The sequence below is a fragment of the Paenibacillus koleovorans NBRC 103111 genome (assembly GCF_004000845.1).
Lineage (GTDB): Bacteria > Bacillota > Bacilli > Paenibacillales > NBRC-103111 > Paenibacillus_AA > Paenibacillus_AA koleovorans.
This window is the reverse complement of sequence record NZ_BIMA01000043.1, coordinates 16,414-29,708: the sequence shown is the minus strand read 5'-3', so window position 1 is coordinate 29,708 and position 13,295 is coordinate 16,414. Positions and strand designations below refer to the sequence as shown.

The window sequence follows — 13,295 nt, the reverse complement described above, 5'->3', positions numbered from 1 at the left end:
TAATGGGGAGCAGCGGAAAACCGCGCATTCATTTGTATTTGGACGATCGCCGGCCGTGTCCGGAGGGATTTGTTTTGGCCAAAACGGCCGAGGAATGCAAGCAGTTGCTGTCGGAATGCGAGGTAAACATCTTGTCGCTAGATTTCGATCTAGGCTACATGGAACCTACTGGAGACGAAGTGGCTCGATTTCTAGCCGCCGAGCTGAATGTGCGATCGTTTCCGCAAGAAATTTATTTACATACGTCCAGCGATTATGGGCGATTAATCATGTATCAAATGTTGTATCCTCATATGCCTGCTGGAACTAAGCTTCATAATGGCTCCATGCCGCCGGCTGTTCTCGCCCGCGCCGCAGGAGGGGCTTCCTGAAAACGAAATTGCAGGTGGCAAACGTCGGGCATTAGAGCTACAATAAGTCTATTCTATTCCGACAGAGATACGAGGAAGCGAAGGTGACTTATGAGCGTCATTCACTTGAAGGACATTACATTTACCCGCGGAGAGCGGAACATCTTGACCGATGTGCAGCTCCAGGTGAACAAAGGCGAGCAATGGGTCGTTCTGGGGCGCAACGGTTCCGGCAAAACGACGATTCTGGAGATGATCAACGGGTATTTATTCCCGAGCAGCGGTCAAGTCGAAGTGCTCAGCTACAAGTATGGCTCCGTCGATTTGCGCGAGGCGCGGCAGCATATCGGCTACATTAGTCAGTCGCTGCTCGAGAAGCTGACGCTGCGCGATCCGGTGTGGGAAGTGGTCGCTACCGGCGAATATGGGTATTTGCGATTTTATCAAGTGATTCCCCGGGAGACGGAGGACAAGGCAAGGGCGATGCTGGCGGAGCTCCGAATGTCGCACGTAGCGGATCAGCCTCTAGGAACGCTTTCCCAAGGGGAACGCAAAAAAGTAATGCTGGCTCGCGCCATGATGACCGACCCATCAATTCTGATATTGGACGAGCCTTGCTCCGGACTCGATCTGTTTGAGCGCGAGCAGCTGCTGGAGAGCATCAGCCTGCTGGGCAAACGAGATCTTACCATGATCTATGTAACCCATCATATCGAAGAAATCGTTCCTGTATTTACTCATATCGCTCTTATTCATCAAGGGCGAATTCCCGCGCATGGACCTAAGAAGCAAGTGCTCACCCCGGAGCTGCTAAAAGACGTGTACGATGTGCCGGTTACGATCGACTGGGTGAACGATCGGCCTTGGATTCGGGTCATCTAATTCGAACCCGATACTAACGGAAGGAGGCGGACCATGGAAGCCGCGAGCTCAACCTCCAGCTTCATAGCTACGTCCAATCGCGGATTTTCCTTGTATGCGCAGGACGAAATACGTCGTCTGTTCCCGGGGGCGAAATGCACCGAGCTGTCCCGGGACGAAGTGTTTCTAGTGCGCCTGCCGATAGCCAGGGAAGCTGCCATTGCCCGAATGACGGGCTTGCAGGAGCCGATTTTCGTAAGACATCTCCAGCCGGTTGATTTCGAAAGGAACAACATCCAGTCAGGCGAGCAAGCGGATGACACCATGCAGGATGCACTTGAGGCGCTGCCTCGGTTCCGGCATGGAGCCAAGCTTGCCCTGCAGCTTCGCAAGCAAGAGGGGCTGGAGCTCTCCGCGGAGCTTAGCGAGCTGCGGCAAACGGCTGCCGATCGATTGAATGCACGAGATGGCATCGTTTCTGTAGCCCGCGATTCCGACTTGATTTTGTCTATGTTCTGGACGGCAGACTCGCTCTATGCAGGCGTTTCGGCACCCGAGCACAACTTGTCCGACTGGTCGGGCGGGGCGATCCGTTTCCAGCGCGAGGAGAACCAAATTTCACGGGCGAAGTTCAAGCTGCTGGAGGCGGAGCAAGAGTTTGAGCTTCACTTCGAAGCTTACGAGTTTGCGCTCGATATCGGCGCGGCACCGGGAGGCTGGACTTCGCTGCTGCTGGAGCGGGGGATGCGGGTGACCGCAGTCGATCCCGGCGAAATGCATCCGAGCCTACTCCATAACCCCCAGCTGACGATTTTGCGCAAAAATGCAGGCGACGTAAGCTTCCCGGCAGGCGCATTTGATTTGCTCGTGTGCGATATGAGCTGGAGTCCGCGCCAAATGGCCAAGCTGCTGATGCCGCTCCTCGATTCGCTGCGCACTGGCGGGACGGCGATCGTCACGCTCAAGCTGATGCACGGCAAACCGTTCCAGACGGTCAAGGACACGTCGCGGGAATTCGCTGCTCAGCTCGAGCTCGTAAGAGCCAAGCAGCTGTTCCACAACCGGGACGAAGTCACATTATTTTTGCTGAAACGTTGAAAAAGTGCGAGACTTCTGCTATATTCATGCTTATAAAGTCAATGAAGAGGAAGAGTACATGCCAGTTCGTTCCCAGAGAGTCGGCGGTCGCTGCGAGCCGATGTTCGAACCGTATGGAAAATCACCTCCGAGACGTGACCCGAACGATCCGGCTGCCGGATAGGGGACAACGGAGTTCCACCGTTACAGGGAACCGCATGTGATGGCATGCGAGTCGAGCGCCGGAAGGCTTCAGCATATTTGACGTGCTGAGCGGCATCCGGAACAAGGGTGGTAACGCGAGTACAAACTCGTCCCTTTTGGGATCGGGTTTTTTTGTTTTTTCACCATCTATTCCATTCCAAAAAAGAGGTGTTTCAGTTGGGGATTATTCCGTGCAATACCAAGACATCATGCGGGCGAAATACAAGCTGGAAGGGCATATCCACCGCACGCCGCTAGCCCATTCCAAGACGCTGAGCGAAAAATCCGGCTCGGACGTGTATCTGAAGCTGGAAAATTTGCAAAAAACCGGTGCCTTCAAAGTGCGGGGGGCATGGAATCGGATCGCTCACCTCAGCCCTGAAGAGCGGCAACGCGGCGTCATTACGGCTTCCGCAGGCAATCATGCGCAAGGCGTCGCCTTGTCGGCTGCCCAAGCGGGCATCCGCTCCACGATTGTTATGCCAATCGGCGCCACGGCTGCCAAAATCGCCGCCACCCGCAGCTATGGCTCTGAAGTGGTGCTTCATGGAGCCAACTATGACGAAGCTTTCACTTATGCGAATGAAGTGGCGGAACGAACCGGAGCGATTTTCGTGCATGCGTTTAATGATTCTTACGTGATCGCGGGGCAAGGGACGATCGGCTCGGAAATATTGGATGAATTGCCCCACCTGGATGCCATTGTGGTGCCGGTTGGCGGCGGCGGCTTGATCAGCGGCATCGGCCTAGCCGTCAAGTCGATTCGTCCGGAGACAATGATCATCGGCGTGCAGCCCGAGCAAGCGGCTTCTGGCTATCGGTCCTGGAAGACCGGTCAACTGCAGAGAGTTGAAAAACCGCTTTCGATTGCGGACGGATTGGCGGTGAAACAGCCGGGCGCCTTGCCTCTCGCCTGGATGCGGCGTGTCGTAGACGAGTTCGTCACCGTGAGCGAGAAACAAATTGCCGAGGCGATGTTTCTGCTGCTCGAGCGCAATAAGCTGTTGGTGGAAGGCGCGGGCGCTGCATCGGTTGCCGCTTTATTGAGCGGTGTGCTGCCATTGGCTGGGAAACGAGTGGCACTTGTCGTAAGCGGCGGCAACGTTGATTTGTCCAAATTGGCGGAGCTCTACACGTCACAGCCGGTCATCGAAGCTCCGATACCGATGGTACAATCCCTTGGATAAACCAGTCAGCTTCCAAAAGATGTATTGAGAAAAAATGGAATCGATGATAGATTGAGGAGGACGGCAGAAGCTGTCCCTTTTTCATGATCAACAATACGTAAGAGAATGGAGGGATTCTTTTATCGAAAGGACGGAGTCGGAGTATTATGGGAACCATCGGTTGGTTGGCGGCCGATATCGGCTGTTGAAGCCGATCGGGTTCGGAGGCATGAGCACGGTCTACTTGGCCGAAGATACGAGGCTGCCGGGCAAGCTATGGGCGGTGAAGCAATATCGCGGGATGGGGCGACAGTTTTCGATTCCAGAGAGCGAAGTGGCGACGCTGCTTCAATTGAACCACCCGCTGCTGCCGCATGTGGTTGACTTTTTCCCGCCAAGCTACTCGTCAGATGTAGAATCGGATTCCGGCTATTTGGTCATGGAATGGATCGATGGCGTGACATTGGACAACTGGTTGGAGCAGCGCAAAGGACGTATCCCACTCGAACGCAGCTTGACGATCGGTATGCAAATTTGTGAACTGCTGCACTATTTGCACCATCTCAAGCCTGCCCCGATCATCTACCGCGACTTGAAGCCGTCGAATATTATGCTGGACCGCCAAGGCCATATCCGCTTGATCGATTTTGGCATCGCCCGCAACTTTAAGCCGGATTCACAGACGGATACGATCCCGCTCGGCACGCTCGCCTTCGCCGCCCCGGAGCAGCTGAAACGGAAGAAGACGGATACTCGCTCCGATTTGTATTCGCTTGGGACGCTTTTGTTTTATTTGATCACCGGAGGCGGGTTGTATTCAGTGGATAGGAAGCCCCTTCGGCGGTACCGGCATACGCTCCCGCTTGTTGTGGAAGAAACGATTCAACGGTTGCTGGAGCAGGAGCCGGAGGACCGATACCAGTCGGCACTGGAAGCTCGAAGGGCGCTGCAAGCCTGTTTCGGCGGGGAAGAAGATGCTCCGGTTCGCAATGACGCGTTGATCGGAGAAGAGGTATCCCAATACCCGGTTGGTTCCAAAGCTGTCGAGAAGCGAAACGCAGCGCCGAAGAAAACGGTAGTTGTGGTAGGGTCGCTCTATCCCGGTGCGGGGGCGACGTTTGTCACGATCGCTATGGCGCGTGCATGGAGACGATCCCGGGTTACTACTGCTGTTGTGGAGGCGGGAGCGAAGGAACCGGAGCTGGCGGCGTTGCTAAGGTTGAGTGGAATCAGCGAGCCGGCGTTTAGCGATGGCTATTACGACGATGAAGTTGAAACGAAGACGGAGCGGCCCCACAAAAGCAAAGCTGCTTCCTCCGGGAAAGCGGAAACAAGCTGGCTGCCCAGAAATCCGGTTCCAGCTTATTGGCTCCATGAAGACCCTACTGCGCGGTCAATCGATTCGGAGCGTCTCCAACAGGCGATTCTTGGAGCAGAACCCTCCCTCGTTCTAGTCGATATTGCGGATGGTTGGTTGGAGCCTCGTTTGAAGCCGCTTTGCGAAGAGTCCGCTGCTCTTGTTGTAGTCCTCGACGCATACCCTTTCAAATGGGAGCAAGTGAGCACCAGGCGATCGCTGCAGCAGCTTCTGAGATGGACCGAGAGCGGGCTGGACATACACTGGGTATTGAACAAAGACGCTGCTCACGCTGGTCGGAAGGATCGAATGGACAGTTTGCCCGGTTCCCCGCGTTGCATTTTGCCCTATATATCGGCGGAAGAGCGGCTGGAGGCGCTGGACAAGCGGATGTTGATCCAGGATCGGTATCCTTTGCGGGATAAGCTGGACTCGGCTCTTATGCCGCTCCTTGAAGCGGTTGCACCTTCCGAAACATGGACTACACGCCCCAAGCGAAAGGCACTATGGACTTTTTTTTGAAAAAAGAGCTTGTCAAACGATCATCTTTTCCCATATACTAGGTGTTAATTGGATCAAGCAACAGCGGAAGCACCGCCTACGCCGTCGAGGAACGAGCGTTTGAGCGTGCTTTTTTTGTTGCTTTTTTTCATGTTCTGAAAAGGAGGATGGTTGTTGAAGGATCAGTGGGAAGTCGTTATAGCCGACCCTGATGCTGGCTATTTGCAGCTGCTTGCGGCTTATATTCGCAGCTCGCATTGGGCGGATAAGTGGAATGTCAGATGGTATTCGGATCTAGCTTCCTTTCTCCAGGAGCTGAAGGAGCGAAGCGCCAGGTTGTACTTGGTGCACAAGGATTGGTTCGATACAGAGGGAGGAGAAGGTTGGCTTATGCTTGACGAGGAGCGGGTAGCCGAAGCAAGGCGGTTATTCAAGTATCAGCCGCTTGAGCGGTTGCTGGCGGGGGCCGTTGAACAAGCGGAGCTGCACAGGCCAAACCGATTTCAAGCTGGGCGAGGTGTTTTGCAAGGAAGTGTGGTCGTCTCGTTTTTGTCGGCGTCAGGCGGAGCGGGGAAAACGACCGCCTCTTACCACATGGCGAGGCTGCTGAACGGGCATGGCATCCGAACGCTGCTCGTTCTTCTGGATTCGGTCAGCTCGCCGCAGACGGATGGGGCGGAGCATTCGAGACTGTTCGGCCAATACTTGTATTTCAGCCGCAACGGCTCCTCGAAGGCTGTAGAGACACTCAAAAAGCTCATTCGGCGTCACCCTCGGCACCCCATGGACTGGTTGGGCGGATCCGGCTCTCTGAAGGAAATGGAGCAACTGACGGCGGAAGATATCGCGAACATGCTGGCGCATTTACGAGAGATGGACCTCTACCGGGCGATATTAGTGGACACGGGCAGCAGCTCGGCCTCCGCCGCGAGAGGCGCAATCGCATCCAGCGACAAGCTGCTCTGTTTGGTGACGGAGGATGCCGCGTCGATCCGCAAAACCGCCGACTTCCTGAACGCGTGTCCGCGATGGCTCGATACGGAACCGGAGCCAATCCGCGCCAAGCTAAGCCTCGTACTGAATCGCTGGAGGGGGGAGCCTAGTCTGGAATCCCGACCGTTCGCGGTTTCCGTAGCGGCCAAGCTTCCCTATGTTCAGTCTTTCCAACAATCGTCGCCATGGGAGCAAGACTCGCCTGCGCCTGCCTATGAGAAGGTTTTGCTTCAGCTTGCGGAGCAGCAGCTGCCGCTAAAGGAAACAGGTCATGCCACAACCGCATGAAACTTTTATCCGGGCGGTAAGGGAGCAAATCCGGGAGCATCTGCAATGGAATCATGCCGCCTCCGACGCGGAGCTAATGGAGCGTATCGAAGAAGCAGTGTTCCAAGGCACGGTTGACCAGGGGCTTGAATGGACTTCCGCGAAGCTGCATGAGATGATCCAACTCGTCTATCATTCGTTCCGGGGGATGGACGTGCTGCAGCCTTTGCTGGACAATCCCGAGGTGACAGAGATCATGGTCAATTCGGATTGCGAAATTTTCGTGGAGCAGGCGGGACGCATTCAGCCACACGAAGGGCGCTTCGAGTCGCGGGAAAAGCTGGAGGATTTGATACAGAGCATAGTTGCCAAAGTAAATCGGGTCGTGAACGAAGCGAATCCGATCGTGGACGCCAGGTTGCCCGACGGCTCCAGGGTGCATGTCGTCTTGCCGCCTGTGGCGCTCAAGGGACCGACCGTGACGATCCGCAAATTCCCTGGAGAGCCGCTGCGAATGGAAAATTTAATTGCGAAGGGCGCGCTCCATGAAGAAGCCGATCAGCTGCTGCGGCAGCTCGTGCGCGCGAAGTACAACATTTTCATCAGCGGCGGCACCGGCTCCGGCAAAACAACGTTTCTCAATGCCTTGTGCGGCTACATCCCGAACGACGAAAGAGTCATCACGATCGAGGATTCGGCGGAGCTGCAGCTGACGTCCGTTCCGAATTGGGTCCGGCTGGAGACTCGCAATGCGAACACGGAAGGCAAAGGGCATATTTCCATCCGGGAGCTGATCCGTAGCTCTCTCCGCATGAGGCCGAACCGGATTATTGTCGGCGAAGTGCGCGGGGCGGAGGCGCTCGATATGTTGATGGCAATGAATACTGGGCATGAGGGGTCGCTCAGTACGGGCCATGCGAACTCGGTGATCGACATGCTCAGCCGACTGGAATCGATGGTTTTAAGCGGAACGGAGCTGCCTCTTGCGGTAGTTCGCAAACAAATCGCTTCCGCAGTCGATATTTGGGTGCATTTGTCCCGCTACCGGGATGGGAGCCGCAAAGTAGCCGAGATCACGGAGATGGCCGGGCTAGAGAACGGGGACTATCGATTGAACCCGCTCTACCGATTCGAGAATCAGGGGGAAAACGAGGATGGCGGGATCGCAGGCAGACTGCAATCGACCGGTCAAGTTATGCAGCGGCGGCAAAAGCTGATTCAAGCCGGTATCGCGGAGGGGGGAGAGGCGCTTGAGAACGATAGCCGCAGCGGCCAAATCGTGGAGGAAACGATGGGTCAGGCTTGATGTGTTCGCGGGAGTTTTACCGCCTTCAGCCGAGCGAAAGCTCCCGAATTATAGAACCTATTCATTGTCGCAATCCGAGCTGGTTCTGTGCTTGGCGGTTTCGGCCCTCGTTTTGTTCAGTGTTGGCATGCTGTTTTATAACCATGCTTTCATGTCGCTCGTACTGAGTTTAGCTGCTTTGTGGACGCCTCCGATCCGTAAGGAGCAGCTCGCGGCGAAACGCAGAGACAAGCTGAAGCTGCAATTCAAGCAAGCTTTATATGCACTTTCCACAGCGCTAGGCGCCGGCAAATCGGTGGAGAGCGCCTTTCGCGAATGCATTCCGGATTTGCGGCTGCTGTACTCGGACGACCGGACGATGATCATTTGCGAGCTGGACATTATCAACCGGAGAGTGGAGCTTGGGGAGCCGCTGGAAGCGGCGATTCGGGATTTCGGCGAACGGTCGGGCATTCCGGATATCGTTCAGTTTGCTGAAGTGTTCTCCACCTGCAAGCGTACGGGCGGCGATCTAGTAGAGGTGATGAGGCGGACCGCGCAGATGATCGGCGAGAAGCTGGAGATCGAGCAGGACATCGCCGTCCTGCTGGCGCAGAAGCGGTTCGAGGCGCGAGCGATCGGCATTGTTCCGTTCGGCATTGTAGCTTTCCTCGCCTGGGGCTCGCATGATTATATGGAGCCGCTTTACTCGGGAGGCGGCAGACTTGTAATGACGGCAGCGCTATTCCTTCTCGGACTATGTTTACTGCTAATCCGGAAGCTGATGCACTTTCGAGCCTAACGGGATAAGGAGTGTTCGTGGTATGAACGGGATCCTAGCACTTGCTCTAGGGGCTGTCGAACGTTATCGATTGTTAGATCGGCTGCATAGCGTCAAATTATTGCTACAACCGAAAATGACAGCCTTGTACGGCGACAATAAAGAGCTGGCGCATTCAAAGCTATTCGTAGCTCGATCCCTGATCGCCGTCATGGCTGGAATGCTGCTGGTGGTCTCGCTTTTTTGGGCGGTTGGGGATCCGATGCTGCTGCTCGTCGGGTTGGCGTTTACAGGCGCGATTCCGTTTGTTCTGTTCAGGGAATTGGATCGTCATATTCGCCGGAAGAAACAAACCATCGTGCTCGAGCTGCCGGAGCTTCTCAGCCGCATGACGCTGCTGCTCGGGGCAGGAGAAACTGTGCAGGGGGCGATTTTACGATGTGCGGGTGGCGGGTCTTCCGATGGACCTCTGCAACGAGAGCTGATGCTGTTGGCAGCCGGGCTTCGGAACCGGGAGCCGTTTCCTATTCTGATGGAGCGGTTTAGCGTGCGATGTGCGGTACAAGAGGTGTCCGTCTTCACGACGACCGTCTTGATGAACTACAAGCGCGGAGGCGATTCCTTCGTGCTGGCGCTTAAGGCGCTTTCCTCCGAGATGTGGGAGCGGCGCAAGGCGCTGACCCGTACGATCGGCGAGGAAGCTTCGTCCAAGCTCATTTTTCCGATGCTGCTCATTTTTGTCGTAGTGATGACCATTGTGGCCGCTCCGGCGGTACTGCTGATGAATCAGCCTTAAGAAACGAAAGAAGGAGGAGAGGTAAGGAATGCGTATTTTCAAATCGATGTTGGTGAAGGTTTGGCGAGAGGAGGACGGGCTCGGTACGCTGGAGCTGTTATTGATCGTTGCGGTGCTCGTCATTGTCGCCGTCGCTTTTCGCAAATGGATCTTGAGCTTTATCAAGTCGTTGTTCGGGCAGGCGAATGAAGAGCTGAACGATGCGGGAACGAAGGATTGTTTGCATAATCCGAGCACCTGCTCGACACCAGTCGCTTCGTGATCGTCTGCTTGAAACACCCGAGGGTGAGAAGGGACGCGTGGCGGCAGCCGATTTGGCGCTCGCAAGCAGGCAGCTTTACGCTCGAGGCATCGCTTGCTTTCCCGATACTCTTGCTCGCGGTCTTTGTCTTGCTCGCTTTCAGCTATATGCTGTTCAACCGCACCGACCTGTACGTGATGGCTTCCCAAACAGCGGACCGTGCCTCGTATGTTTGGGACAACAGCGCCAAGGACATGGAGACAGGAGCTTACCCGCCGGGGCAAAGGGACAGCCTGTACTGGCGGTCGAGCAGCGACAGCGTCTCGGACATGTTCTCGTTTCTCGTGCGGAATGAGGCTACTAGGCTTCATTTACCGCTCAGCGACTCGGGGCTCCCTGGGAGTGTTCCTCTTAAAAAGCTTCAGAAGGCAGCGACGATACTTCCGTCTGGTGTTAAAGGCGAGCTAAGTTATTCGAACAAACTGTATAGCCGTCAAGTAGAAGCGATATTCGAGCGAAAGCCCATACTGCCGATAGCCTCCGAGGGGTGGTTTGCGCCATCCCATGCAGTAGCTGTGAAATCGGGGGTAATCGAACCGGTGGAGCTGATCCGAACGGTCGATCTCGCCAGGACGTTTGCAGGGAGGCTCAAGGATTTGCTGACGGGTCGCAAGCAAGCGCTGCCGGTTTCCGATCCGCTGCCAGAGTGGACGGATAGGCAGGTCAAGCTGACATCGGAGAAAGAAGCGGCTGCCTATTTGCGTTCGCTGCTCGGCAATACCGCTTCAATCGACATCAAAACCCCTTCCGGCCAACTGCGCAAGCTGGATGCGCTGGATCCCGATGGCTTGTTCCACGAAGCGAAATTCGGGTACATCTCGAAATCGGAAGCGGTCGAACGGCAGCTCGCCAAAGATTTGGAGCTGCTGGAGACGGCGGGGCCGATCAAAGGAGTCGTCTGGCATTTTTTTCGAGACAGCCGTAACGGCAAGCTGGGGCCTTCCAAGCCGCTCCGCAAAGAGCTGGAGAAACGAGGTATTCTGGTTATTATTCATTCCTAAGTCGGAAGGAGGTCTGTTGTTGAAGGGGGTGCGGAAGTTATGGAAGTCTCGCCAAGGATCCGCATCGGTGTTTCTGATGTTGATCGTCGCGCCATTGTTCGTATTCCATGCGGTGCTGATCGATTTCATCCGCATCCGGCTTGCCGATCAACAGGCGGAAACGGCGCTCAAAGCCGCTCTGCGCTCCACGTTGTCCGCCTATGACACGATGCTGCAGACATACGGCTTGTATGCGCTCGGCTTGAGCGATGAGGAGGCGGAGCAGCTGTTTCGGAACGTGATGGAACGCAATGGCGTGATACAAACGGTACCGAATGGCACCCGACAAGGCACCCGACAAGGCTCTCGAGAAGATGCCCGGCTCCTTCACCTGGTGAAGCCGCAGGTCGATGTCGAGTCAATGAAGCTGCAGTCCTTGTACACGTTAGGCAACCATTCCATCCTCCGAACGCAAATATTGGAAGAGATGAAATATAGGGCGCCTGCCGAGCTGACCGTTCAACTGCTGGATAAGTTCGGAGCGGGCTCGAACACGGCGAGTGCACTGTCCGGTGCGTCTGCATTCCATAAGCAAGCGGAGGAGATCGAAGCTCTCATCGAACGGCGCGAAGCCTTGCTGGACGAAGCATGGACCGCACTGCATAACATCCAATCCAAGACGGCGATCCTCAGAAGCTACTATGCAATCCGCCTGGCTGAACTCGATTCTTTAGCCTCCCGGATCGGGGTAAATGATCTTTCCGATATCGAAACTACGCTGCGAACGCTTAGAGGGCAAAGCGAGCAAATAAGCCGTTCGTTAGCGGAACGGAATGGGACGCTCGGTGAGTTGATGAAACAAGCGAGACAAAATGCAGCGCTTATTGCGGAGATTCAAAATGAAATTCAAATATTGGAGAGCAGCTTGACTACGATTGTAACCCAAATCGGCGATTGGGAGAGCTTGCTGCGGCTCGTCCCTCCGTACATCCTTCTGCTCCAAGTCACGCAAGCGGAGACTTCTCGCGATTCGATGAGCGTGATGAGCATGCAGCAAACCTTGCAGAGCAAGCTGGAGGAAGCGCAAGCTATCGACGGACAAATCCGTGAAAAAGGAAGCAGCCGGGTGTCGGCAGCTTACATGGACCCGGGGGTTATGGAGCAGTTCGTGCTGCCGGACGCTTACTATGCTCGCTATAAAATTGAAGCAGGGGCAGTCGCCGGTTTACTGAACGGCTTCGACGCAGCGGTCCAGGCTACTACTCCTTTTGCCGGAGAGCACCGATGGACTCCAGAGAGATATGGAACGCTTGCCGGCTCCAACGAAGCCTATGCAGCCCGCGCCTTGCAATCGGTTCGAGAGCGAGAAGCGGAGGAGGCTCGGCGGCGGCAGCAGACGAATCAAAATTCAGTGCGTAAAAAGGAATTATCAGGACGATTGGATGCCATTGTCGACGAGATCAAGAAGCTGGTGGGAGAGTGTGGCGGCATTCTTGGAGGGAATGAGATCTACACACTTCTGGAAAAGTCCGATGAGTCGACCGGTCAAGTGGGTCTTGCGGACAAGTACGCGGCATTTAACCGTGTCCCCGCCCAGCCGGATAAGGCAAGCGCGGTAGCGGTACAGCAAGGCGAGCAGGCTTTTTCAGGCGCCTTCCGGTTTATGGACGGAATCGGCTCCAAGCTGGCGGATGCGGCCCGCAGTATGCGGGATGAGCTGTATTTGAACGAGTACGCCTTAGATAAATTCAACTTCCGGACCTATGGGAAGCAGCAGCCTCCACCTTCTGGAACCCGAAGCGCTATCGCTCTATCGGCACCGGGGTCGCATCCTTTGATCAATCAGGAAGCCGAGTACATCTTGTACGGCGGGTCGTCCTGCATGCTAAACCAAACATTTGCCTACTCAGAGATGTTCGCCGCTCGTATGGCGGTTCGAACGGCTGAGGCGCTCACCGGCCCGGGGGCCAAGGCAGCCGCGGTCGGAGGTCCATTAGCGATGCTGCTCTGGTCTGCGGCGGAAGGCGCCGTTCAAGCGTACCGCGATATGGGCGAGCTGGTTCAAGGCCACGAAGTGCCACTCTCCGAGAAGTTCGCGGGCAATGCTATCACGATGAATTACAAGGATTATTTACGCCTCTTTTATTTGCTTCACAGCAACGATCGGATGATGATGTCGCGGATGCAGGCGCTGATCGAGATCAACACCGGTGCGGATTTGATGCGGAAGGCTACCTATATCCAAGGCACGATTACGGCGACGGAGAGACTTTGGTTTTTTCCTTATTTCGCGGAGCTGTTCTCCTATGATGTGAAGCGGAATATGGCGATTTTGCCGAAAACGGCCTTTTTATCTTACTGACAGAGGAGTGAAGC

At 55.4% G+C, this 13,295-nt stretch carries 12 protein-coding genes and 1 other annotated feature; all 12 genes read left to right on the top strand.

Annotated features, from left to right (window positions below; all coding sequences use genetic code 11):
* Positions 1–2 precede the first annotated feature (2 nt).
* The 12 genes from PKO02S_RS15865 to PKO02S_RS15810 all read left to right on the top strand — a co-directional run bounded on the left by PKO02S_RS15865 (position 3) and on the right by PKO02S_RS15810 (position 13,281).
* Positions 3–371, top strand: coding sequence for a cyclic-phosphate processing receiver domain-containing protein (locus PKO02S_RS15865; RefSeq protein WP_127584537.1), 369 nt, complete (start codon positions 3–5; stop codon positions 369–371).
* Positions 372–461: 90 nt separating this feature from the next.
* Positions 462–1,232 carry an ABC transporter ATP-binding protein gene (locus tag PKO02S_RS15860; protein ID WP_127584535.1) on the top strand — a complete coding sequence of 257 codons (771 nt, stop codon included), beginning with the start codon at positions 462–464 and terminating at the stop codon, positions 1,230–1,232.
* 33 nt (positions 1,233–1,265) lie between these two features.
* Positions 1,266–2,309 carry an SAM-dependent methyltransferase gene (locus PKO02S_RS15855; protein ID WP_127584533.1) on the top strand — a complete coding sequence of 348 codons (1,044 nt, stop codon included), beginning with the start codon at positions 1,266–1,268 and terminating at the stop codon, positions 2,307–2,309.
* Between the two features lie 32 nt (positions 2,310–2,341).
* Positions 2,342–2,610, top strand: a binding site (T-box leader).
* 73 nt (positions 2,611–2,683) lie between these two features.
* A complete protein-coding gene (gene ilvA, locus PKO02S_RS15850) occupies positions 2,684–3,679 on the top strand; it encodes a threonine ammonia-lyase (protein WP_127584531.1) in 996 nt (331 codons plus the stop codon).
* A gap of 160 nt (positions 3,680–3,839) precedes the next feature.
* A complete protein-coding gene (locus tag PKO02S_RS15845; RefSeq protein WP_127584530.1) occupies positions 3,840–5,537 on the top strand; it encodes a serine/threonine protein kinase in 1,698 nt (565 codons plus the stop codon).
* Between the two features lie 153 nt (positions 5,538–5,690).
* Positions 5,691–6,797 carry a nucleotide-binding protein gene (locus tag PKO02S_RS15840; RefSeq protein WP_127584529.1) on the top strand — a complete coding sequence of 369 codons (1,107 nt, stop codon included), beginning with the start codon at positions 5,691–5,693 and terminating at the stop codon, positions 6,795–6,797.
* A complete protein-coding gene (locus PKO02S_RS15835; protein ID WP_127584528.1) occupies positions 6,781–8,082 on the top strand; it encodes a TadA family conjugal transfer-associated ATPase in 1,302 nt (433 codons plus the stop codon). The genes PKO02S_RS15840 and PKO02S_RS15835 overlap by 17 nt, the downstream gene beginning before the upstream one ends.
* Positions 8,027–8,863 carry a type II secretion system F family protein gene (locus PKO02S_RS15830; RefSeq protein WP_127584527.1) on the top strand — a complete coding sequence of 279 codons (837 nt, stop codon included), beginning with the start codon at positions 8,027–8,029 and terminating at the stop codon, positions 8,861–8,863. Before PKO02S_RS15835 ends, PKO02S_RS15830 begins: the two co-directional genes overlap by 56 nt.
* Positions 8,864–8,885: 22 nt before the next feature.
* Entirely contained in the window at positions 8,886–9,638 is a 753-nt protein-coding gene (locus tag PKO02S_RS15825; protein ID WP_127584525.1) for a type II secretion system F family protein, read from the top strand.
* A gap of 28 nt (positions 9,639–9,666) precedes the next feature.
* Positions 9,667–9,900 (top strand): Flp1 family type IVb pilin, encoded by a 234-nt coding sequence (locus tag PKO02S_RS15820; protein ID WP_127584523.1) that lies wholly within the window; start codon positions 9,667–9,669, stop codon positions 9,898–9,900.
* A 23-nt stretch (positions 9,901–9,923) separates the two neighbouring features.
* Complete coding sequence (locus PKO02S_RS15815; RefSeq protein WP_127584521.1) at positions 9,924–10,940, top strand: hypothetical protein; 1,017 nt, start codon at positions 9,924–9,926, stop codon at positions 10,938–10,940.
* Positions 10,941–10,959: 19 nt separating this feature from the next.
* Positions 10,960–13,281: a hypothetical protein gene (locus PKO02S_RS15810; RefSeq protein WP_127584519.1), complete on the top strand. Its 2,322-nt coding sequence runs from the start codon at positions 10,960–10,962 to the stop codon at positions 13,279–13,281.
* Positions 13,282–13,295: the final 14 nt, after the last annotated feature.

Coding starts and splice junctions, on each gene's coding strand:
- PKO02S_RS15825 (WP_127584525.1), top strand. CDS start 8,886: ATGAACGGGATCCTAGCACTTGCTCTAGGGGCTGTCGAACGTTATCGA.
- PKO02S_RS15855 (WP_127584533.1), top strand. CDS start 1,266: ATGGAAGCCGCGAGCTCAACCTCCAGCTTCATAGCTACGTCCAATCGC.
- PKO02S_RS15860 (WP_127584535.1), top strand. CDS start 462: ATGAGCGTCATTCACTTGAAGGACATTACATTTACCCGCGGAGAGCGG.
- PKO02S_RS15865 (WP_127584537.1), top strand. CDS start 3: ATGGGGAGCAGCGGAAAACCGCGCATTCATTTGTATTTGGACGATCGC.
- PKO02S_RS15820 (WP_127584523.1), top strand. CDS start 9,667: ATGCGTATTTTCAAATCGATGTTGGTGAAGGTTTGGCGAGAGGAGGAC.
- PKO02S_RS15835 (WP_127584528.1), top strand. CDS start 6,781: ATGCCACAACCGCATGAAACTTTTATCCGGGCGGTAAGGGAGCAAATC.